The following is a 23,193-nucleotide window of genomic DNA, read 5'->3' on the forward strand; positions in this document are numbered from 1 at the left end:
AGATTCCTGAGTCTGGCGGCGTTACACAGATAAAAAATCATCTCAGCATAATCGATGTTTCAACATTTGAAACCCCGATAAATAAACAATGAGTAGCTTAGACTTTTTGCATTCTGCTAATTAGTCAAAATCACTCATAAAAAAAACGCTTATTTCATAGTGTGAAATAAGGGGTTTATATTGAACCTAGCTCCCTGCTCTGAATTCAGAGTAGGGTTCGAATGGTAAGTACAATTATTTGCTATCTAGTTGCTGGTAAGTATAAGAGAAATTTACCCATGTTATGCAAAAGCCCAAATATTTCTATTCAGGCTTTTATTTGAGTGTTCTAATCTAGCTAAACATTTTGATTATACAAATAAATAGTTACATTGTTCCTCTATTACGAATTTGCGGATCACATACTACTTGCTCACGAGTGTGGAGATTTACCGCAATAATAATAAAGTTATAATCTTCAGGATCTTTTTCATTATCGCGATCGATTAAAGTAACAACTTTTTTCCCATCAACATGTTTAATTTCAGCTGTTAGCGTTTTTTGATCACAAGGAATTAAGCATTGAGTAATATCAAAGTTAGCGTTTGTAGCCGAGTCTAGCTCAAGTGTTATTTTAGTGGCCTCAGAAATGACCAAGCCCTGTAAATTTACCACAGCACCACTTTCCATTAGACATAAATATTGGAAGCTATGAGAATGATCCGGATTCTGATTTATCCTTAAAAGTAGCTGGATATGATTTTTTATTTTATTCATTGATCTTTTCCTTTAGATGTTTAAAAAATTTACATAATAATATGTTAGTAACTAACTGCTCTTAAATTAGTTTTCATTTTTGATATCCATACTACTTATAATTGAATAATCGGGGATATTATAATCAGAACTTTCGTAAAGCTTCAACCATGGTTCATCGATAGGCAATTTATCCATAAACTTTAGAATTGTTAAGTAGATAGAAATCACATCATAATCTGGGTTAGTTGGGGTTAATTTAGCAGCGAGTAACTTTAAAAGTACATCTAACTCTCGATGTATAACCATCTTATCAACATCCTTGGTCATGCTTATTATACCTAACTTTGTTAATATAATTCGCGAGTAAAATGAGGTGTTGTCCTCTACAGATAAAGATTGTTTAAATAGTTCTACCGCATCTGTTATTGCAACAAGCGCACTTTTGTATTGCTTTAATGAAGCCATAATTCTAGCTTGCTGTTGCAATAAATAAACGTTTGCTCGTATGATTTGATTTTTTTGAGTATCAGATACTTTTAACTGGTTAAGTAATTTTTTAGCTCTACCGATAAGAACTAATGCTTGATCTTGCTGAGCCTGATTTATCAAGACTTGAACAGACAATAAATAACTCCACAATAAATCTTCTTTATACAAAAAGTTCTTTTGATCATTATTTACCAAGCGTTTTATATTATTTTCCGCTTTTTTCGAGTGATGTAACGCATTAATTAAATCGCTATTATTATAATATAACAATGCAAGCTTGTGTTCCAAAAGAGCTAAGCTTTCTATATTGTTAAAACTTTCTTCAATTGAGGAGATTTTTTCAATTTGTGATATAGCTCTCTGCAAGTACTGTATAGCTATAATAAGCTTGCCATTTTTGGCTTGAATATTACTTTGCCAAGAGCGGGTATCGGCTAAATCGACTCTTAATGCTAAATTATTAGGTTGTGTTTCCAATAACGCTAGCTTTATTAATGCCGACTGTTCAAAGTAGTCATTTGCGATACTTAATAGGTGTTTTTTTTCAGCCACAGACCCTAAGTTATTTAAAGCATAAGATTGCTCTAACTGCCAATCTTGCTTTGGAAATAATTTCACTAACTTGTTTGCGTATGCAAGATAGTTACGCATAAATGGTTCTGCTGTGTCGTAGTTTTGTTGTAAAAAAGCAGAATACCCCATCCAATAGTTAGATAGCATAGCCAATTCTAGTAGTTTTTCGTTATCTCCATCCGATTCTAACGCGTGCTCTAAAACGTTTATTGTTTGGTTAAAATATGATTCTGCTTCCGCGTAATTATTTTTACTGATGCTCACATTGCCTAAAAGCTGTAATGCCTCAATCCATTGGTAGAGCGTTTTGCCAATTAAATGATCTGTTCCAGACACGGCAAAATAATCGAGTGTTTTATTCCCGACCATATTGAGTAATTCAACCTTACCAAGAGGTTCTAATTTATCTTTTAAATCGTATAGCATAAAAGAAATCAAACTTTCCGCATTATTACGTGTCGCTGTAATTTGTTCATTTTTTTGGGTTAAAGATATTGATAGCCACAACAAACTGAAAATGCTTAAAGAGAATACTGTAAACATCATTTTTTTTGCAAAACCTATACGAGCTAACATAGTACTAGATGAGGTTATTAACTCTTTCTCATCTTCGGTGATACTAAATTTATTGCTAGTAACCGTTTGATTAAGTTTTTTTATTTTTTTACTGGAGTGAAGTAAAAAGTGTGTACTTTTTTCGTGATATAGCCATCTCTCCGTTGCAACATCCAAATCATGGCGAAGATATAATGCTTTTATATTCCTTTTAATCCATTGATTTATTCTCGCCCATTCTGTTAATAAACTATTATGAGTTAAACAAAAAAATGTTTTTTCGTTCGAGTATGTTAATCGAAAAATACCTGAGTTGATGAATCTATTGATAACGGAAAGAGTGCCCTTTCCTGTAAAATTATTAATAGAGCAAGATTTTTGACTTATTACAGTTTTTCCATCTTTTTTAAGTGCCAATAAATAAAATAAAATACTTTCAAAATCTTTTCTCTCTTGAGCTGTCAACTCTAGATAGTTTTGTTCCGCAATCAAAACTAAGCAGCCGGTAATACCGCCAATACTTTTATAAACTTTATTAGTGATCAGTTGCTTAGTTCTTTTTTGATAAAGCTGTTCAAGACAAAACTGCAATATGCTTACAGGGAAAGGCTCTACTTGTAATTGCTGGATTATCACACTAGACAAACGTTCCCTAGTTTCTTGGTTATATTCAAAACTGAGGCCAGCCAATTCAACTGGTTTATTAACAACATCAATAAGTTCAGTGTGGTTGAATGCTGGTATTTTATAGTGATAAGCCAACGGCTTCTGTCTATTAACTTGGTGGAAATCAGGTAAAAATTGTTCACGAATAGCAGTTATCAAAAAACATTTTTTGGAACTTACTAATAAGTGTATAAGTAAAAAAAAACATCCAAGCTGTTCTTTACTGGGTTTGTTTGTAGAGTAGTTGTCAAATAAGTACTCCAGGTGGTCAATAAAAATAACAAACCGACTATGACTATTTTTCACCAATAAATGAGACTGAAATTGATCAATCATTTCAGTCTCATTAAGGTTTTTTATTTGATTTGATATTAGTTCTGTATAGTTTTCTATGGTCAAGCTTGCTGATAACAATTCGTTTTTCATTAACAATGATAATAAATTTAAATACGCTGTATTAGGTGACTTTATCGTAGCTAGATCTAGAGTATTGCAAAATTGCTGATGCTTTTTATCAACAAAAATATGAGTTACTAATTTAGGCAGTAATCCAGCATACACAAGAGAACTTTTACCGGCTCCTACAGGTGCAGAAAGTGATAACCACATAGGCTCATCTTCATTTTTTTGAGCGAGCCAGCAATGAATATCTTCAATGACTTGTTCCCGTCCAAAAAAACAGAAATTTTGTTCAAAAGTATAAGGTTTTAACCCGGCATAAGGTGGATCACCATTCCAGTTAACAGCTAACTTCTGAGGCCTAGTGTCTAAACCTTTGGTTTTGCCAATGAATACGTAACCTCTTTTAGGAATAGTTTTGATAAAACGTGGATGCTTTGGATCATCACCCAATACTTTACGTAGCTGAGCAATACATTTATGTAGCGGACTGTCTCCAATGTATTGATTTGGCCAACAAGCCTTAATTAATTCATCGTTAGAAATAAGTTGATCGCTTTTACTGCAAAGGTAAGTTAATACCTCCATAACTTTAGGTTGGATACTATGTGTCTCATTTTTAATAATGATAATGCATTGTGATGGCTCAACGTACAAACCTTCTACGTAAAAAGGGCGAGTTATAAAGTCGGTTGAATTGCTCAAAGCTAATACCTTTTCATCTGTTAAGCACTAGCCAGTTAATTTTCTAAGATGCAAAAAAGTATAGAGAGAAGCTGAATAAATATTACTTATAGGTAGTATTTATCCCGCTCAATATAATTGTTGCTATGACCCCAAAAATTAGTCAAAACCAAATTAGATTACAACTTAGAAAATAACTATCAACTGCTAGGACAAATAAATTCACACTAAACCATGTTTCCACAACAAAACCAACCCATTGATTTTTATAAATTTTATTAATTGGTAATAGTTTGGTAAGAAACTGTAAGCCTCACGTCAAGTAACCTCGTCTTATTTTCTTATGCTCTTTCTTATTCTAAATATACCCAGCAACTCTGGGACGTTTGTTAACAAAACAAACTGAGCAAGGAAAAGCTATGGAGCATTTAAGTTATAAGACACTGATGGTTAAATTGAGTTTTGAAAACTTTCCTTATTTTATACAGCTTTTAAAAGCCAGTGGCTATAAAGTAGAAATACAAGAATGCTCTAGCGTAGAATCAAATACTGAAAATCCCCACACAAAAATCACTTTGGAGGGTGATATAGGTAATGTAAGTAATAGAGATAATCTATTAGTACAAAATACATGTCTTCACATTCAGAAAAACCTCAATAGCAAATTAATGCTTGATGATATAGCAACTAAAGTGGGTTCAAATAGAAGTAAATTAGCTGCAAGCTTTAAACAAATCTTAGGTGTTGGTGTATTTGAATGGACTAGAGAGCATCGAATGCTCAAAGCTAAATCTTTACTAATTGAGTCCAACCTTTCAATACAAGAAATAGGTTTTGAAGTTGGCTATGAAAACTGCGCTAACTTCTCTACTGCTTTTAAGAAGTACTTCAAGATATCTCCTCGTCAACAAAGAAAATTAACCAGAATATGAATAATTACTCTTTCAAAAGTTTTACACACGGGATCAAAAGAATTTTTTTCGCAGAGGTCTAAATTAATATTTCAGGCAGCACAAGTAACAAGGTTATGAAAAAGAAAGAGCATAATTTTTTTAGTTCTATATGGACTGAAATGGCGGAGCTTACTTGTCACTCTAATAGTTAGTAAGTGACATTAAACTGGCATGTAATTTATATAGAGAAACTTTGCAAGAATCTTGTAACAAGTAAGTAATTACTCTTTAAAAAGTTTCTCATACGCCATCAAAAGAATTTATGAAATTGATACGCTAGATTATTGTTTCAAACAGCACAGGTAGCGAAGTTGTTAAACGCAGTAATAAAACGATAGGAAATAATTTTAGTTCAAAATGGACTGAAATGGCGGAGCTTACTTGTAACAAGGAGAGCAAGGAAATGACACTACATTGGTATGCCATTTATACAAAGCACAATTCTGAACAAGCACTGCAAAAGTGTATTTCAGATTACAGTCAAATTAATGGATTAAATTATGAAACCTATTTACCGCTAAGAGAAGAAGTTAAACAGTGGCGAGACAGGACTCGAATTAAAAAAGTGCCACTATTTAGAAATTATATTTTTGTAAGACATGATGATAACGCTTTCCATCAAATAGTAAAAATGAAAGGCGTTTGCGACTATGTAAGATTTGGCCCACAGCCCTCAAAAATCTCTACAGAACAAATGGAGATGATACAAAAGGTTGTTAAGCATCAATCCGATATATACAGCCCACCGAGTAAATTCGTTAAAGGAACAAAAGTCGAAATTACAAAAGGTGCTTTAGCTGGATACCAGGGAGTTTTATTGGAAGATCAAAGCAATAACAACTTAGCGGTAGAAATAAAAAGTTTGAAACTATTTTTCAATATCAAAGTACCTAAGGACGCTCTACAAGAGCAGTAAAACTGTGACTTCATGGTTACCCCATTACCGTTTAAGGAATGAATATGAATATTTTTACCAAATTATTTCAACGCTTAAGTAAAAGCTCAAAAAGTAAAAATCAGCGTATTGAAAGTGACATAAAGTTTTCAACCTTAATTCAACAAATACAAAACGATATTATTAAGGCCAATGCCTCCTTAGAATGCGTAGGGTTAGAGTATATTGAACAGTTTTTCAACAAGAAGCCTAAACCTGACATCTTAAAAAAAGTGAATTATAAACTGAACGCAATTGAAAAGGTTCTTAACGCCGGCGCGGTTAACACGGCGACTAATTTACTCACAGATTTAAAACTAGATATCGAGGAGTTAAGCGACCCTTCTAAAGGTCAGTTAGAGGATTACTGTCCTAAAATGACCTCATTTGAAATGCCGGTTTATCGCAATGGTTTATGGGAAGTAGAGTATATAAATGTACCATTATTAGCTCTATCTCCTGTTGTTCTACCTAAAATTAAAGAATTAACTTTCACCTCTAAAATGCACAGCATTTATCAGGATGATGACGAACTATATATACGTATGTCTCAAAATGCGGACATTAATAAGAAAAAGAAGCATATAAATGATGGGCAAACTAACGAACTAATTATTTCTATTAACCCAGAGCTTAGTAGCGATGAACTCAATGATGTCATTGCCCATTATGAACAAACATTAAATTCCAATAATACCCATACTTAAACCCCAATAACCCATAAGGAAAATACTATGATCCGTTTTCAAGCATTGATGCACGCTGTTCAACAAAGCATACATAGCGCAGCACAAGCTGTTGAGTCCGCTGGCTTTAAACATATTGATAAGTTTTTTGACAAAGTTGTCAATGAAGAAACGCAAGAGCGACGCGATAAGTCAAAAGAGCTCAACGAAGCAATGAACAGTGGTGACACAGCAAGAGCTGATGCACTGCTAAAAGAAATAAATGAGCTTCCGGAAGATGGTTCCAAGGGCAGTGAAGATGAAGCAACTTATCGCCCTAAAATGGTAGCAATGGCATTCCCAAGTCAAGGTGCAAACGGTGTTGATTCAACTGTTGTGAAGGTTCCATTAATTACCTTGTGTCCGATCAGTAGCCCTAGAATACAAAATGTAAATTTTTCAGCTGATTTAGAAGTGACTGCAGACGATAGTGACGAGCTTTATGTGGCATTTAGACCTCCGCAAGTCAGTGGAGGGAAAGACACTATCACCAAAGACACGACAAATACTCATATCGAAATCTGCTTGGTTGGCCATGAGCCACCAGAGGGATTACAAAAAATAATTGAAGGCTATGAAAAAGCCTTAAGAGCACAAATTCCAGGTTAAACATTATTAACAGGCTTTGAGCTCAAGGAGAAATAAAATGGTAGATCAAAACAAGAAGTTAGTTTCAATGGCGAAGCAATTTAGTGGCTTGCCAATGAAAGAACTGATAGGCGCACCACTCGTAGCTGCAACACAAGCAAATAACATGATGGCAATTACACAGACTAAGTTTCTATTAGAAACCTGCTTTTTCTTAAAGAAACAAGGTGATAAAGAAATATATAAACCCATCATGATCAATATGACATTAACTAGGCAAGTTATTAATGCTGACGGCTCAGCCGCTGAATCCGTTGAAACTGACTTTAACTTGCCTTTGTTAACGATTATCCCATTAAATTCATTAGCAGTGGATGATATAAACGTCAGTTTTGAAATGGAGGTTAAAAGCTCCTTTACTTCGGACAGCTCATCAGACGCATCAGCAGAAAACAAAGACGAAAACTCTATCAGTCGAAAAATTAACAATAATAATATTTCAGCAGAGTTAAGCGGTTCGGTTGCTGCGTCAGAAAGCTCAAATAGCAGTGATAAATCGAGCTTCAAAAAGTCAAATTCAGCTAAATACGAAATTAAAGCCCACGCAGGTCAAATTCCTTTGCCTGTAGGAGTAACAACAATAATTGAAACATTTAGTAAGTCTATGGCGCCTATCCACCTGAAGGCAGAGAACAGCCAGCAGAAAAATAAACAGACTGAATCTCAAGTCTAACTCATGTTAAAAGGTGAGCTTTAATAGCTAGCTGTGACAAAACTTAATAGAGTGTGACATAAAAAGCATCCACTCTTTACATCTCATCCCCAAAAATACCAAACACAATATAGCACTCATAGTGCCGAACGATTGTGTTTACAAGAAATTAAGATGGAACTTAATTTGCCTCTTAAAAGCACTTCATAATTATTTGAATGAGCTTAAGAGTGGCATTTTCAAAATGCAACTGCCGTTGTTCAGGAAGAACATTGTCTGCTAACCCCTTGTTTGTCTTATCAACATAACTGTTCACAGTTAATTAAGTAAACAAGGCCACTGTTTTATAACACGGAAGCTTAAAACACCAAATTAGCATTCCTGATATAAATCATATTTTACATTTATTTTAATGAGGAAATAACAATGCCTGATGATAATCGAGCTTTAGTCTCTATGGCACAACAATTTAGTGGCTTACCAGTTAAATCACTGATCAGCGCGCCTTTACTTGCTGGTGCAGAAGCAAACAGCAAAATGGCAATTACCCAAACACAGTTTTTACTGAGCACTTGTTTTAACGTGACAGAGGACGGCGACAATAAAAATTATGATCCTATCATGATTAATATGACCTTAACTCGTTCAGTTGTTAAAGCAGATGGCAGCGCGGGAGACCCAGTTAAAACTAGATTTGACTTACCTCTACTAACCATTATGCCTCTTAATTCATTAGCGGTTGATGACATCTCTGTAAAATTTGAAATGGAAGTTAAAAGCTCTTTCTCAAATGACAAAGAAACATCAAGTGAATCTGAATCTGCGGCTGAAGGAAGCTTTAGTGCGAGAGTCGGTTTTGGCTGTTTCTCTGCGGAAGTGAGTGGTTCTGTATCTTCGTCGAGTAAATCGGCGTCATCAGAAAAATCTCATTATGAGAAGTCAAATTCTGCACGATATGAGATCAATGCACACGCAGGTCAATTACCGTTACCTGAAGGCGTGACAACCATCATACAAGCTTTCTCTCAATGTATTGCTCCTATTCAGCTTAAAGCTGAAGCGGCAACAGCATAATCTGACTTAACTCAGAATTGAGAATGTTGGCAACAACATAGTTCATGCTCGACCTTTATAGGTCGAGCAATTTCTACAAACATTAAATTATTAAAGAGGTTGGTATGAAAGATTACAGCGAAATTCAATGCCCTAGTTGTCAGGGAAAAATACTTATTGATCCCAAACTTTTAATACAAGGGAGTAGCTTTAGTTGCTCCAATCAAAGCTGTGACGTCTCTATTTCATTAAGTAGTGCGAGTCATCAAGTCGCTGAAAGTGCAATGAAAAAATTTGAACAGCTTAAGCAAAATATTAACTAGGAGAACTATTATGTTACCAAGTTTAATCCAATTTGCTGGAGTCAATATGTTTGCTTTTAATCAAGCGGTTGATTTCCCAATAAACATCGCCAGTACCACGCAGCAAGGTGCTTGTTCCGGTTTATCGTTACACTGGATCAAAAAACATAAACTCGAACAACTGCAAACATTCTGTGCCTCCATCCTGACTCCTAGCAGTATAAGAGATGTGGAAAACTTTCAATCTTCCATTGATGGCTTTTCAGATGCGGCTTACATCCGTTTCAACAATGCGACGGGGTTAAATCAAGGAGTTGAAAAAGACATCTCTACGGCTCTTACGGCTGAGCGAATTTCTGTGGTTTTGGGGTTGACTCAAGGTTATGAACTAATTTCATTTATAAGTGGAGGGTCACAACACACGATTGCCCTTGCTAGAAATGGCGCTGAAGTCGATTTCTTTGATCCCAATTATGGCTGTGCCAGATTTAATTCTCGTGACAACTTCAGAAACTGGTTCACGGCTGAATATTGGAATGTTCAGTCAGGTCCAGGTAACCCTGGACCATGCACCCGCTTTATGATTTTAAGCTTAACCTAAAACACCTGTTCCATCACTTCATACAAAAACAATAAACAAATGTATGCACTCAAACGAGAGCATAACACCACTTAATTTTGTAATGCACCAGCGGTTATCACACCTTTATTTGGATGTGGGCCAACAAAATTTAATACAACAACTGACTACTGATCAGTTAAAAACTTTATTAATTAGGAGAGTCAAAATGCCTCATAAACCGATTATCAAAACTACTATTTCATTAGTAACACTGAATATAGATGATTCTGTAGATCAAACTAAAGAAGAGATAAAGACAATTATTAATACATTACGTGATACTAATTCTTGGAACGCTATATATAAACTAGATGAGAAAAAAAACGAACTAAAGCGTGTTATAGGCTTTTCATACCCTAATGTTGATAGGCACCCAGGCCATATACATAATACACCTCCAGGCTCTTGGCAATATAAAATCGAAGAAAGTAGAAATACTGTAGATCGGTTGTACGCAACGGCAACTGGGACAATAGTGAGTCAAAGCACAACGGATAAAAACAATATACTTAGAATATCAGTAACTACTTCGATCACATGTGATGTCAGTGTATTAGAAAATACTCATTGATCCCAAGCTTTTGATACAAGGAAGTAGCTTTAGCTGCTCCAATCAAAGCTGTGGTGTCTCGAGTAGCTCAAGTCATCAAGTTGCTGAAAGTGCAATGAAAAAATTTGAACAGCTTAAGCAAGGTCAAGTTTAACTCACCTATAAAACTAACATCGAATAACAAGGAGAGCGACTATGCCAAATTATCACATAGCAATGGGTCAAGCACTCGTCATAAATGACTTAAATAATAATACTATCTATACAGGGCCTTCATTGGCTGCCCCAGGCAATGCGCTGCAAAGTTGCTCAGCCGTCATTATGATCAATACCACTACAAATGTAGCAGGAATGTATCATCATCCAGCAGCAAGTCATTTAAAAAATGAAGCAAAACAAATAATAGATATAATGAATCTGGACATTAGCCCAGATCAAATTTGGTTATATTATGGCAATGTAAAATCTATAAATTATTCGACAGATTTGGTCGAATTATCCAGTTATTTAAAAAATTTTGTAGTTCACCTCCATATGAGACCGGCTAACAGTGGAGCTGTCTCAGTTAGTATGAATGGAGGGCAACCACAAATAAATACCGGACATATGGATATAGAAGGAACCAACAACTTAACCGACACTATTGCAGGATATCTTCCAGGAGGCGTAGGTAAGTTAATAATGTAAATAAAAGCATACGAATAACGCCTCCTGAATTCAGGAAAAACAAAACCTAAGAAGACAATAATTCTATAGCCCTAAACGATCACGACGGCTTTGAATTAATAAATAGTCAAATCCCCACTAACGAAAACAATATTCCTAAAGTATCAGTAACTATTTAACCTTATGCACTGTCAGTGTATTTGCGGGTACTTATTGGAAGTTTTCTCTAAAAATAACACATAAAGGAAATTAAATATGTCAAACGTTAAAACAAAAGACTTACAAGAATATGTTGAAGGGCACGGAGGTGAGTTAGTTCAACTTACTAATGGTAACTTCAATATTAGAAAAGGTGAACTTAGTGTAAACATAGGAAAACCTAAAAATAATAGATGGGATGATGCTCAGTTCCGCCGAGCATGGGGAGATGCAACAGGCATACCTGCACCTCAACCTGGCGAATTGTAAACTTTCTACAGGGTGTTTTTAAAGAAGTTATAGCAAAATTTAGCTTTGATAAAAGCACTCTTTTTATCCCTACGATACAGCCATCAAATTACTCTCCGAAGCTTTATTAAAAATACAGACTTTATCTGCATTTCTATTTTTAAATCGTTATTAGTCAATATTGACTCAATAATAAAAAACTTCGGTAAGAGCTTGAGCTTCTCATCAAATGCAGAAAATGCGATGAAGCAGTACGAGACGCTCAGAAAAATAAACTTTAGATTTTGTAAATCTATCAAAATTTTATTTAAGGAAAGAAAAATGAATTTAAAACTAACTATGAAAGTGATTATTTTTTTAATCGGAACACTACTACTCACCTTTAATACAATCGCAAAAGAGCCTGAGGATTGTGTAAAAAGAGGACCAACTAAGAGCAATGATGAGTATGAAAATTACAGAATGGCTAGATATGTAATTATGGAAAACAAAGTAAGATTAAATGTTTTTAATAACAATGAAAATAAATTACCTAAGCTTAGCCGTAATGAAAGCTATTACGAGTTTGATCTTGGTCAGGATGGCTTTAGCGGCAGAGGACGGCATCGTGTTGTCATTCTAACTCAAGATAATCCAAAGAAGATTTTAGCAAGCTACTTTACGCAAGATCACTACCGGAATTTCTGCAAGATAAGATAACCCATAGAGGTGTGTGAAACTTTTAAATGTTTTTTCATAGCTCACTTTTATTAGCTCGGTTAAACTTTTAGCCGAGTTTTATAAAAAGCAATAGCTGAAAACAACCAACCTCTTGTTATCAATATATTAAATCTACTTCGTTTAACCAATATAAAAATGTAATTTTAGCATCAGCGACTTCTGGTGCTACTACTTATTATCCTTATAAAAGTTTGCAATCCACTTTCTTTAAACCACGTTAAATGGAGCATATTTAACATGTGTATATTCAATAAATTATGTTGTGCGATAACTATTTATTTCAGCTTCACCTTATTGGCCTTTCCTTTTTTTACATACAGTCAAGAAAGCCAAGTACCAATGTTCAATATTAGCGGTATGATTAAACTCGATGTTATTTACGATGCTGGAGTCACTAGCGGAGATCGTATTGACTACACGAATATAACGACTGATAACCCTAAAGGACAAGTTCGTATTCATGCTCGTGAAAGTCGACTCAATATTTCAACATCACAAGATATTTTAGGTAAAAGATATACGACGATATTAGAGGGCGATTTCTATGCTGGAGGCTCTAACAGTCCTGTTAATTCAGAAAACATTTCAAACGCCTCGTCATTCAGGTTGCGTCACGCTTATATGTCTTACGGACAATGGTTAGCGGGGCAAACATGGTCAAATTATGTAGATGTTAAGTCTTTCCCTGAAACGTTAGATTTTTCTAATGACACAGGACAGTCATTTATTAGGCAAGGTCAAATACGTTACTCACATAGCACGGAACATTTAATTTTCAGTTATTCAATTGAAAACCCAGAAACAGATGTAGATTTTACAGAAACAGGTCTAGATTCTACAGACGCGAAGTCTGACCCAAGCATAGATCCTATTTTTGATTTCACAGCCAAAGCGAAATACCAATCAGCTTGGGGCCATCTATCATTACAAAATGTACTGAGAAAACACAAGGTTCAAACTGATTCTAATAGCCTCAGTGAAATTGGTTACGGCTTAGGCGTTTCAGGTAAAACCCAGCTAACACCTCAAGATCTAATTAAATTTCATTACAGCCAAGGAATTGGTATTGGCCGTTATATTCAAGAAGCAGCAGGAGCTGCGGGAATACTGACTCAATCATTGTCAGCTACTCACAGTGAATTCGATTTAATGTTATTGGAAGCCAAAGGAGGTTATTTAAGTTATCAACATACTTTTAATGAAACATTACGCGTCAATATGAGTTCAGGGTTTATGGATATCGATTATCCATCTATGGATACTCAAAATGCATTCAATAGTAATACCAAAACGTTAACATCTTTTCATAGCAATATTATTTGGTCTGTTACACCACATATGGAAGCTGGTATTGAGTACTCACAAGTTAATTTAATAAAAGTATCTGGAGCTCAAGGCAATATAAAGCGTTTTCAACTATCAACAAAAATTCGCTTTTAGAACTCACCGATATAAGGAAATACTCCAATGATAAATTATAAAAAATACATATATTTGACAATTTTTATATTTGTAATCTCGTTAGATTCAAACGCTCAAGCTAATGACAAAACACAAACTATAAAATTACAACAACCTCACGCTAAAGAGTTAGCTGGACTGTTTGAAAGAAAAGTTTTACGTGTGGCTATGTACAAAAGAGACACTCCACCGTTTTACTTTGTTAACGATGAAAATGAGCTAACAGGTGTTGATGTTGAAATTATAAAAGGTTTTGCAAGAAGGCTGGGGCTCGAGGTGGAATTTATTCGACACGCTAATACGTTAGATGAAGTGATAAATATCGTTGCTCAAGGAGAGGCTGACTTAGCTATCTGTAAACTTAGCATTACCTTTTCTCGGGCAACTAAAGTGTTGTTCACTGAGCCATATATTATGTTGCGCAAAGGGCTATTAGTGAATCGAGTCCTATTGCAACAGCAACTTAGTGGTCGACATAAAAAAGAAGTTATTCAGCAGCTAAAAGGAACGTTAGGTGTAATAGGGAATTCTTCGTATGTGAATTATGCAAAGCAACGATTCAATAACATGAAAATCAAAGAGTACAGCTCTTGGAAAGAAGTGGTCGATGCCGTTTTATCGCAACAAATAATTGCAGGATTTAGGGATGAAGCTGAGATAAAAAAAGTTATTTTAGATAATAAAGATCGCGCGATAAATCTGCTAACTGTTGTATTAGAAGACGACTTTGATCCTAAAGGCATAGCTATACCTTCTCATGCAAATTACCTTAAAGCACTTCTAGATTTTTATATAGATTCAATTGGACTAAAGCTAACCGCTAATTCTGTCCTTTTTGAATATGATTCGGTGATTGATCATTTAAATCGCTACGACATAACGAAAGTTAATAATTAAAGGATTATTTATGCAATATTTTCAATGGTTAAAAAGCGGATGGGCTGTATTAATAGGTGCTGGAGCAGGTGCATATATAGGGTTTGTTGAACCTCAATATATAAGTATTGTTGAACCTCTAGGAAATCTTTATCTTAGTATTTTACAAATGTGTATATTACCTATTCTATTAACAGCTATCTCTTTAAGTATTGGTCGTTTAATTAAACAAACAGATAATAAACAATTTTTATCTAGGCTTGTTATTACCTTTGTTCTGAGTCTCATTTTTGCTAGCACATTAGGCAGTATTATCGGTTATACGATTAGTCCAGGTAGTAATCTTGGCAGTAACTCATTGGCTGCCATAGGTAATATTATTCATGATTTATCCGAGCCTGATTTAGAAGTTAATCTATTTGAAGCTTATCAAGCACCAGAAGATGAGTCGTTTATGGCTGCATTGCTTTTCACCTTAGTACCTTCAAATATTTTTAGCGCATTAAGCAGCGGCTCTACCATTAAAATTTTATTTTTTGCTATTTTATTTGGCTTCGCTATTGGTGCATTAAAAAAACAAACATCAGATCACATATTTCTCACTTTCGATGCAATATATAGCTCTTTTTCAAAATTAGTACAGTGGCTTATGTTTCTTTTCCCCTTCGGTATATGTGGTTTATTAGCATCAACACTATCAAAGATTGGCTTTGATGCATTGCTTGCCATGGTGAAGTTTGTACCTTTAGTCATACTGACCTTCATCATATGGTTTTTGCTCATGTCTATTGTTATGAAGTTTCGAACTGGATCTTTTACTATGCCGCTAAAAGCATTAAAAGAGCCTATTATGATATCGTTATCGACATCAAATACCATGGCCAGCTTGCCTAGTGCACTTGAAGCTATGCATGATAAGTTAGGGTATGACAAACAAAAAATTGATTTACTTATCCCGCTCACTTTTACTTTATGTCGAATTGGACCAACACTGTATTTCTCATTAGCAACCATGTTTGTTGTACAGATTTATAGTTTAGATGTCAGTTTTGGAGTGTTCTTACTTGTGGTTTTTGGTTCAGTTTTAGCCGGCACTGCAACAGCGGGATCATCAGGTGTATCATTGCTCACTATGTTAGGAATTGTATCTGGGCCATTGGGATTGCCTTTGGATGCAGTACTCATTTTATTTGTAGTAATTGATCCGATTATTGCTCCATTTAGGGTGTTAGCAATTGTTCATAGTTCTTGTGCATTAATTACTATTATCTTCCCTAAAAAAACTTACGACCTAGCTAAAAACAAACGATAAGTAATACCATTAATATATGGACTTGGTTAGTGAAATAGCAACAGTTCGTGTCAGGAGGTTATCGTGGGCCAAATAAACAACTCCGATTCCTCCTTGAACAATAATATTTTGAAGTTGGTAATGTCCGACATATTGTCCGTTAATTGGGCTATTTAATACTCTACTATGAGTGTTCATATGTGTTGGTTATATTTGATAACTCTAACTTTTTTCCTTTATAAATTTCGAACGCCTGCCCGGTAAAAGGTACTTATCCTTTACGCCTTTCAATTAACTCTGTTGCACCAATATAATCATATAGTATATCTGTAAATTGTTTCCTAACTCTATGAATTTGAATATTTAAATGCGTTAAGTCTTTACATAATTTTGTTGTATTCACCCAACTTTGAAGCTCCTCTTTTACATCATTATGCATATCTTCAACTTTATAGCGCGCTAAACTTAATGTTAGGTAATGATGAACTCTTGTTGCCATATCAATACTCCCAACAGGAGATTGCAGCTGCAAATGTGTAATTTCTTCATCCAAGCTAAGGTAAAATATAAAGGATAAGTCATTTAAACTGCATTTAGTATTGAACAGGGTTTGAGTGTCGCTGACTATGCGACTCAATTGTAATTGGTAAATAACGTTATTCACGGTTATTTGAGCATGATCTTGTAAGAAAACCGTATTTTCATGTTCTTGATTGATATGTTCGACATACCAGCTTTCAGCAAGCGCATTATAAATTATAGCTATTTCCAGCTCATTATCGTTTAGTAATAAATTATATGTCTTTAATTTAATCGCTTCTGTTGCTACCGAGTTATCTATTGGGATTAACATATCACATGGAGGTGATAAGTCTTTTACGATGTAACTACTGCCATTAATTGAAAAATTAATCACGTCGTTTAGCTTAATCAAACTACGCGCTTTATTGCTTATCGCTTTACCGTTGATATACGTACCATTTTTACTTAAATCTTTTATCACCCACTACTCATTGTCCCATTCTATAATTGAATGCATTCTTGAAACACTCGGGTCAATAATCCCTTCTCAGTCCAAACCTCTAAAGTAACTAGCTATCAAATTGATATACAATTCTAATTTGGTGCTATAATCCTTAACACAATGAAATAGCAAGATTATTATGGGTATTAACTAATGATAAAAGATGGAATATTTGGTGCAGTTTCCTCTCTACTATTGTTTGCCTTATTAGTTGTCGCTTTAATTTTCAATTATGTAAAAGATAAAAACTTAATCCTGCTTGAACTGAAAAATGAACGAGATTCAGTATTAATTTTATCTAAAGAATCATTTCGGGAATTACAAAACGTAGTAGAACAAGATCTAACTTTGTTAGTTAATTCCTATGCCAACCACCTTGATGCTCCCAAATCACTAGCCTTACTTTTCCAAGAATTATTAAATGCCAGAGAAAACTTATATTTACAAGCTAGAGTGATTGATCAAGATGGCATGGAAGAAATTAGGGTGGATCATAAAGGCCCAGAAATTATTATTGCTAAACCGTCAGATTTGCAAAACAAATCCTCTAGAACTTACTTCGTAGAAGCTCTGGCAACCCCAAAAGGTAATACTTACTGGTCAAATATAGACTTAAATATAGAGCAAGGCGTTATTCAAACGCCTTTTGTGACAACAACACGTGCGGCAAAAATTATCACAAATAAACAAGGCGAACGTATTGGCATTGTGATTCTAAATTTAGATTTGAATAACCTGTATAAAAAAGTTAATGAGTTCGTAGAATCTAGAGATTTAGAGTTTATGCATACTGATAATCAAGGTTATTATTTATACCACCGTAACGATGAACTGAGATGGGGCAACGTTTTACCCGACCGAGAGCACGCGACGATAACTGAAAATATCGGCAGAAAATTATTACCTTCTTTAGCAACAACACAAACTATTAAAGATAAATCAGGCTCGATTTTATCGATGCAACACAGTCCTCAAGATGGGCTTTACTCTGGATTTATTGCTGTATCCACTCCCGCCAAAAGAGTGAATTCAGCAATTTCAGATTTGCAATACCATTACCTAATCTACTTCTTACTGATCAGTATTTTTAGTACAGCCATCCTCTTCATCGCGATCCGTTATCAAAAAATAAAAGGCCAACACCAGCAACAAATTATTCATTCTTTATCGGAAGCAAAAAAGGGTGCTGAATTCAAAAGTCGCTTTTTAGCAAATATGAGTCATGAGATCAGAACGCCACTTAATGCAATTGTTGGCATGTTGTTTTTAATCAAAAATGACTCACCAACTGAATCACAACTTAAGTTAATTAATACCTTAGAGTCGAGCTGTGGACATTTATTATCAATAGTGAACGATATTTTGGATTACTCTAAAATCGACTCCAATATGCTCAAGCTAGAAAAAGAAGACTTCCATCTACACGAAATATTAGACAACGTAGCCGGTATGAGTCGCCAATTATCAAAAGATAAAGATATCCAAGTATTAACATCTATTTCAGATGACGTTATCTCTGAACTATCTGGTGATGCATTTAGATTAACCCAAATTCTTATCAACTTAATCAGTAATGCAATTAAATTTACTAGTGAAGGTCGTGTCACTTTAGATATAGCAACCGCGGAACAAGATGATGTGGTGTTAGCAAAATTTACCGTCACCGATACCGGTTGTGGTATGAGTGAAGAAACCATTGAGTTAATTCGTAATCCATTCCAACAAGCAGATACATCAACAACTCGACGTTTTGGTGGTACAGGTTTAGGAATTTCAATTGTTGACCAATTAACTAAGTTAATGGGTGGTTCAATTTCAATCAACAGTAAAATTAATGAAGGTTCAACTTTTATAGTAGAGCTGCCATTTTCACGGAGTAAAACTAAAGTACAGTACCGCGCATACGATGAAATCGACTTTAAAAAGCTAAATGTATTAGTGGTTGATGATGATACCGTGGCCAGAGAGTATTTATCTTCAATTTTAAACAGCTTTGGCTGCCAAGTGACGTCTTTTGCAACAGGCGAAGATAGCTTATCCTTTTACCAACAATCTATTATAGCGGGTAAAAAAATACACTTAATCTTTATGGACTGGCGCTTACCAGGTAAAGATGGCTTGTCGATTGCAAAAAAAATCACAGAGCTAAGCTCAGATAAGAAACCAGTAATTATTATGGAAACCGCGTATGGACGTGAAGTGATGCGAGAAGCTGGATTTTCTGATTCTATAAATAAATTATTGGTAAAACCAATCACACCATCCGACGTATTTGATGTCATTAATGAACAACTCAGCTTAATCAAAAACAAAGATATTAAACAGTCTATAGCCCAGTCACCAACTGAATTTGATGCCGATACATTAAAAGGGATGCATGTGCTAGTGGTTGACGATAATAGAATTAATCAGACTGTGTGTGGAAAAATATTATCTAAGTTAGGTGCTACATTTGAAGTCGCTGACAATGGTGCTGAAGCTATCGAGTTGCTTGAGCTAAATCACGACACATTTAATGTTGTATTAATGGATATGCAAATGCCAGTTTTAGACGGTGTAGAAGCAACCAAAATACTACGGACTATTCCTATATTCAAAGACTTGCCAATAATCGCGTTAACCGCAAATGTCGGTAAAGAAGATATTGATATTTGCTTAAATGCTGGCATGAATGACTATGCCTCTAAACCGATTGAAGCGAATAAGCTCGCTAAGCTTATTTCGCAACATAGTACTGCAATAACTAAAAATTAAATATACCTTTCCGTTTTGAAGATTAGCCGTGAATTAATCGAGCTAAATCCTGCTCCGTAAAGTCATTTAACGTGCGTAATTTATGAATGGCAGGTTTGTACTTTTCATTAGAAAAAGCGGATAAAGGAGGAACAACAACCACTTTCATATTTGCAGCAACGGCCGCAGTTAAGCCAGTAATCGAATCTTCAAATACTAAGCAGTGTTCTGGCTCTATTCCTAATTTTTGGGCTGTAGCTAAGTAAACGTCAGGACTAGGCTTACCGTTAACAACCTGATCCGATGATGTCGTCACTTCAAAATAATGTGCAATGCCCAACTTATCTAATACCGCTTTGGTAAGACAGCTTGGTGAGTTGGTCGATAGACCTATTTTCATTTTATGTTTGATCAGCAAATCTAACAGATATTTTACACCATCCATTTGCTGGCCATTCTCGGTAATAAACTGTTCTACTTTACTAATGACTTCATTTTCTACTTGCTCTAAACTTTTATTTTCCCAAGGCGATCTTGCATACCAAAAGTTAGTTACATCTTTTGTAGTTAAAGACGAGGTTAATTTCGACAGCTCGTCGGTTACTTCAACACCAACCGATGAAAAGACTTGTTTTTCCGCCTCCACCCACATAGCTTCGGAATCAATAAGTATTCCGTCCATATCAAAAATTACAGCTTGGATCATATTAAAACTCACTTTTTATCAATGGTTATCATTTACAAATTCGACTTTATCTCCAATGGAGACAATAAAGGTTGGAAGGTTTTTACTACTAGGTGCAAGCACCGCATTTTGTCCAAAAAAAGCACCTTTTTCTGGAACATGCTGCATATTAAACAAGGTTTTTAACGGTTGTTGAGGTGTCGGTACTTCAGCTGTGAATTGATCGATTCCCGGCACAGGACAACGCTGACAAGGATTACAAAAGTCGATAATTCCAACTTGGGCTTCATGTTTGCCAAATAATCTAAGACTGTCACTTTGGTGTTCAATAAATGCCGGTACTTTATCAACAATAATATTGCTGCGAAAGCGATTCATTGGTACCGCGGGGATATTCTGGCGTTGTAATTCGTTGTTTAATTCATTTAAAGAATTTGTATTGGTGATTAGAAATGGATAACCGTCAGAAAAATTGGTTGAGTTTGTATTGCCATTTGTATGCTTAACACTGACTTGACGTTTGAAATTTGGATTCATGCGCACCAAATGTAAACGTTGTTCTCGCCACAAACCTAAAACTTGCACTAACCAGTCTGAAGCAGTTTGCCCTTCATCTAACACCTTACATTCACTTTTCCATACTTTTGCGAGTTTTTGATCTGCTAAGTTAGATTCAAGAGGGATAAACAAGTCTTCATATTCTGGGTGCTTAAGGATTAAATGAGTATTGGTGAGAGCTGTTTGTATGGTTGCCAAGGCTGAGTTTGTTCGCTGAGTTAAGAACAAACCATCATCGTTAACTATCATCCAATGTCGGTCCCATTTAAGCCCTTGCTCCGTTACAACACTTTTATCTAAGCTGATCCCTTGCAGTGATTTAACCGGATAAATAACCAATTCTGATATAACGCCAATTGCCATTTCTTAACTTTCCATCTTTAATGATAAATTTAGAGTTTGTTGATCTTAATTAAATAACCAAAAATACGAAGCGCCAAATAAAGCATGAGTAGTTACCTTTACTAAAGGAGAGGATACGTATTTTGCTGCGCTGATGTCACTGTAGGCGAAAAACATGCTAACAATTTGGTTATCTTTTTGCCAACGTAAGGTGCTGTTGAACCGAATACCAGCATAACCACCCTCTGCTTTGTAACTTTCTCTGGTCGCTGTTGCAAAAATAGGATCAACGCCATAAAAAGTTTGAGCATATTTGTCTGATACAAATTCAAACTTAAAAGTACTCGACATACTTACTCGTCCACCCAAATAATCTTGCTGTAATTTTTTCCTAAAAACCATACTTGGGCTAGAGCTAAAATTTAATGAATCAAGTTTTAAGGTTCTTGCTTCTCTAAAACTAAGGTCAATAAACAACGCACTGTCGGCTTTGTTATTACCTTGTAAAAAATATTTAAAACTTGGGCCATATTCGACAACCGCATCAATATCATCCATGCCCTTTCTTGCTTGGTTTTTATCGCTGTCCACAGGTATAGCGCCTGATAAACTTAAAGAAACGAAAAGCTTGTCATTGTGGAATAACTTTCTATTAATTCCACTTGAGCTAATTTTCATTTTTGGACCGTTATAAAGTATATAAGGCAATGGAAGCGTTAAATTTCTACTTTCATCTGAACCTATATAGTCAGGCACGCCATGCGCATAAGCTAGCCCGACACCAAGGATCCACCTACCTTTTTCTTCTTTAGGTGGGATTGTATTTTTATCGCAATCGATAACTTCAAAAATATCACAACTACCAGCGTCAGCTAATGAACTAAAAGACAATGATATAATTAAAAATACAACTATATAGCGATAAATAAATTGGATATTCAGCTCTCCGTTAATTGTTATTATTTAGCATAAAATTGATTTATGAACGTCTCGTCACCCTACTTATCAATTTAAGATGAGTAAAACTACAGTGTAGATTTAAAATATAAAATATTAACGTTAAGATAGTGTGAAACTGATTAAATGGGTAATAAAAAATGCTAAAAACAGGCTTTAAAATTTTCACCTATATAATCGTATTATTCGCGATCGGCTTTTTAGTAAAGCCAATGCCTGACTTTCCTCATCACACGCCGATAACACTACCTTGGCAGTTTAACGATACTAGCTTAGCTAAAACAAATTACCAGTATTTAGATAATGGGCAAATTTTGTTCACCATTACCCATGTACCACTTATTGATATAACGCCCAAAATGTTAACTTGGTTTTATCAAAATCTACCTATATCGACAGTACAAATTGGCCAAGAAAAGTTATCTTGGTACCAAATATTCCATCCATCGGAACATAAAAGTATTAATATTTTACAACCTGCCACAGACGGCTCTAGTGGTCTTGGTGTAGGTGCATTGATAGAAAAAAAACAATGGTTTGGATCTTACAATAACCTAACAACTGAACGTGTTGTAGAATTTTCAGAACAAGGCATAACCTTTGAGCTTGAACTTGCAGGATTATCTTTTGCAAAAATTGAACACGTATTTACTAAAACGACAACTGGCACTGAATATCGAGTCAGTGGCTTAATAGGATCTGACTTACCCATTATTGCCCCAGTTATAAATTTAATTATCCGCTACAAGCTATTCCCAGAGCCTATGATTAAACAATGGATTAGACATCAAGTTGAAGAAGTGAATAACCTCAACGTTTTTTTACCAAAGCTTTATCATGCAGAGAAACAAGGTACTCACTACTTATTAACTCTCGATTAATGGCACTCA

General features: G+C 35.0%; 23 protein-coding genes. 17 read left to right on the plus strand and 6 right to left on the minus strand.

Going from position 1 to position 23,193, the window contains the following annotated elements; translation table 11 throughout:
* Nucleotides 1-366: 366 nt before the first annotated feature.
* Both Q0940_RS06250 and Q0940_RS06255 read right to left on the minus strand, forming a co-directional pair.
* The gene (locus tag Q0940_RS06250; protein WP_299265702.1) at nt 367-756 is read right to left on the minus strand and encodes a hypothetical protein; all 390 of its coding nucleotides are present in this window, start codon (nt 754-756) and stop codon (nt 367-369) included.
* A 66-nt stretch (nt 757-822) separates the two neighbouring features.
* On the minus strand, nt 823-4,125 hold the full coding sequence (locus Q0940_RS06255) for a winged helix-turn-helix domain-containing protein (RefSeq protein WP_299265708.1): 3,303 nt from the start codon (nt 4,123-4,125) through the stop codon (nt 823-825).
* A 398-nt stretch (nt 4,126-4,523) separates the two neighbouring features.
* Between Q0940_RS06255 and Q0940_RS06260 the strand changes: the two genes are divergently transcribed.
* The 15 genes from Q0940_RS06260 (at nt 4,524) to Q0940_RS06330 (ending at nt 16,025) form a co-directional block, all read left to right on the plus strand.
* Complete coding sequence (locus Q0940_RS06260) at nt 4,524-5,036, plus strand: AraC family transcriptional regulator (RefSeq protein ID WP_299265711.1); 513 nt, start codon at nt 4,524-4,526, stop codon at nt 5,034-5,036.
* Between the two features lie 388 nt (nt 5,037-5,424).
* Nucleotides 5,425-5,973 (plus strand): UpxY family transcription antiterminator, encoded by a 549-nt coding sequence (locus tag Q0940_RS06265; protein ID WP_299265714.1) that lies wholly within the window; start codon nt 5,425-5,427, stop codon nt 5,971-5,973.
* A gap of 44 nt (nt 5,974-6,017) precedes the next feature.
* Nucleotides 6,018-6,698, plus strand: coding sequence for a hypothetical protein (locus Q0940_RS06270; protein WP_299265717.1), 681 nt, complete (start codon nt 6,018-6,020; stop codon nt 6,696-6,698).
* 27 nt (nt 6,699-6,725) lie between these two features.
* A complete protein-coding gene (locus tag Q0940_RS06275; protein ID WP_299265720.1) occupies nt 6,726-7,325 on the plus strand; it encodes a DUF2589 domain-containing protein in 600 nt (199 codons plus the stop codon).
* Between the two features lie 37 nt (nt 7,326-7,362).
* Nucleotides 7,363-8,037 (plus strand): DUF2589 domain-containing protein, encoded by a 675-nt coding sequence (locus Q0940_RS06280; protein WP_299265722.1) that lies wholly within the window; start codon nt 7,363-7,365, stop codon nt 8,035-8,037.
* Nucleotides 8,038-8,442: 405 nt separating this feature from the next.
* Nucleotides 8,443-9,090 (plus strand): DUF2589 domain-containing protein, encoded by a 648-nt coding sequence (locus Q0940_RS06285; protein ID WP_299265726.1) that lies wholly within the window; start codon nt 8,443-8,445, stop codon nt 9,088-9,090.
* Nucleotides 9,091-9,194: 104 nt separating this feature from the next.
* Complete coding sequence (locus tag Q0940_RS06290; protein WP_299265730.1) at nt 9,195-9,392, plus strand: hypothetical protein; 198 nt, start codon at nt 9,195-9,197, stop codon at nt 9,390-9,392.
* Between the two features lie 10 nt (nt 9,393-9,402).
* Complete coding sequence (locus Q0940_RS06295; RefSeq protein ID WP_299265732.1) at nt 9,403-9,972, plus strand: YopT-type cysteine protease domain-containing protein; 570 nt, start codon at nt 9,403-9,405, stop codon at nt 9,970-9,972.
* Between the two features lie 187 nt (nt 9,973-10,159).
* Nucleotides 10,160-10,564: a hypothetical protein gene (locus tag Q0940_RS06300; protein ID WP_299265735.1), complete on the plus strand. Its 405-nt coding sequence runs from the start codon at nt 10,160-10,162 to the stop codon at nt 10,562-10,564.
* A gap of 174 nt (nt 10,565-10,738) precedes the next feature.
* Complete coding sequence (locus Q0940_RS06305) at nt 10,739-11,230, plus strand: hypothetical protein (RefSeq protein WP_299265737.1); 492 nt, start codon at nt 10,739-10,741, stop codon at nt 11,228-11,230.
* Between the two features lie 234 nt (nt 11,231-11,464).
* Nucleotides 11,465-11,677, plus strand: a complete 213-nt coding sequence (locus Q0940_RS06310; protein WP_299265740.1) for a hypothetical protein — start codon at nt 11,465-11,467, stop codon at nt 11,675-11,677.
* A 300-nt stretch (nt 11,678-11,977) separates the two neighbouring features.
* On the plus strand, nt 11,978-12,355 hold the full coding sequence (locus Q0940_RS06315) for a ribonuclease domain-containing protein (protein WP_299265743.1): 378 nt from the start codon (nt 11,978-11,980) through the stop codon (nt 12,353-12,355).
* Nucleotides 12,356-12,715: 360 nt separating this feature from the next.
* Nucleotides 12,716-13,816: a DcaP family trimeric outer membrane transporter gene (locus Q0940_RS06320; protein ID WP_299265746.1), complete on the plus strand. Its 1,101-nt coding sequence runs from the start codon at nt 12,716-12,718 to the stop codon at nt 13,814-13,816.
* A gap of 27 nt (nt 13,817-13,843) precedes the next feature.
* Nucleotides 13,844-14,734: a transporter substrate-binding domain-containing protein gene (locus tag Q0940_RS06325; RefSeq protein ID WP_299265749.1), complete on the plus strand. Its 891-nt coding sequence runs from the start codon at nt 13,844-13,846 to the stop codon at nt 14,732-14,734.
* A 10-nt stretch (nt 14,735-14,744) separates the two neighbouring features.
* On the plus strand, nt 14,745-16,025 hold the full coding sequence (locus Q0940_RS06330; RefSeq protein WP_299265752.1) for a cation:dicarboxylase symporter family transporter: 1,281 nt from the start codon (nt 14,745-14,747) through the stop codon (nt 16,023-16,025).
* 250 nt (nt 16,026-16,275) lie between these two features.
* On the opposite strand, the gene Q0940_RS06335 is transcribed toward Q0940_RS06330, so the two are convergent.
* Nucleotides 16,276-17,007 (minus strand): FHA domain-containing protein, encoded by a 732-nt coding sequence (locus Q0940_RS06335; RefSeq protein ID WP_299265757.1) that lies wholly within the window; start codon nt 17,005-17,007, stop codon nt 16,276-16,278.
* A 174-nt stretch (nt 17,008-17,181) separates the two neighbouring features.
* Here Q0940_RS06335 and Q0940_RS06340 point away from each other — a divergent pair, with 174 nt between their 5' ends.
* Nucleotides 17,182-19,782, plus strand: coding sequence for a hybrid sensor histidine kinase/response regulator (locus Q0940_RS06340; protein ID WP_299265759.1), 2,601 nt, complete (start codon nt 17,182-17,184; stop codon nt 19,780-19,782).
* Between the two features lie 22 nt (nt 19,783-19,804).
* Here the strand turns inward: Q0940_RS06340 and hxpB are convergent, their stop codons facing one another.
* From hxpB to Q0940_RS06355, 3 genes are read right to left on the minus strand one after another with little or no spacing between them, the layout of a single operon-like run.
* On the minus strand, nt 19,805-20,467 hold the full coding sequence (hxpB, locus tag Q0940_RS06345; RefSeq protein WP_299265763.1) for a hexitol phosphatase HxpB: 663 nt from the start codon (nt 20,465-20,467) through the stop codon (nt 19,805-19,807).
* A gap of 18 nt (nt 20,468-20,485) precedes the next feature.
* Nucleotides 20,486-21,367 (minus strand): MOSC N-terminal beta barrel domain-containing protein, encoded by an 882-nt coding sequence (locus Q0940_RS06350; RefSeq protein ID WP_299265766.1) that lies wholly within the window; start codon nt 21,365-21,367, stop codon nt 20,486-20,488.
* A 45-nt stretch (nt 21,368-21,412) separates the two neighbouring features.
* Complete coding sequence (locus Q0940_RS06355) at nt 21,413-22,237, minus strand: MipA/OmpV family protein (RefSeq protein ID WP_299265770.1); 825 nt, start codon at nt 22,235-22,237, stop codon at nt 21,413-21,415.
* Between the two features lie 278 nt (nt 22,238-22,515).
* Here Q0940_RS06355 and Q0940_RS06360 point away from each other — a divergent pair, with 278 nt between their 5' ends.
* The gene (locus Q0940_RS06360; protein WP_299265773.1) at nt 22,516-23,184 is read left to right on the plus strand and encodes a hypothetical protein; all 669 of its coding nucleotides are present in this window, start codon (nt 22,516-22,518) and stop codon (nt 23,182-23,184) included.
* The last annotated feature ends 9 nt before the right edge of the window (nt 23,185-23,193 follow it).

Source organism: uncultured Psychrosphaera sp. (genome assembly GCF_947500655.1).
In the GTDB taxonomy this organism is placed as follows: domain Bacteria; phylum Pseudomonadota; class Gammaproteobacteria; order Enterobacterales; family Alteromonadaceae; genus Psychrosphaera.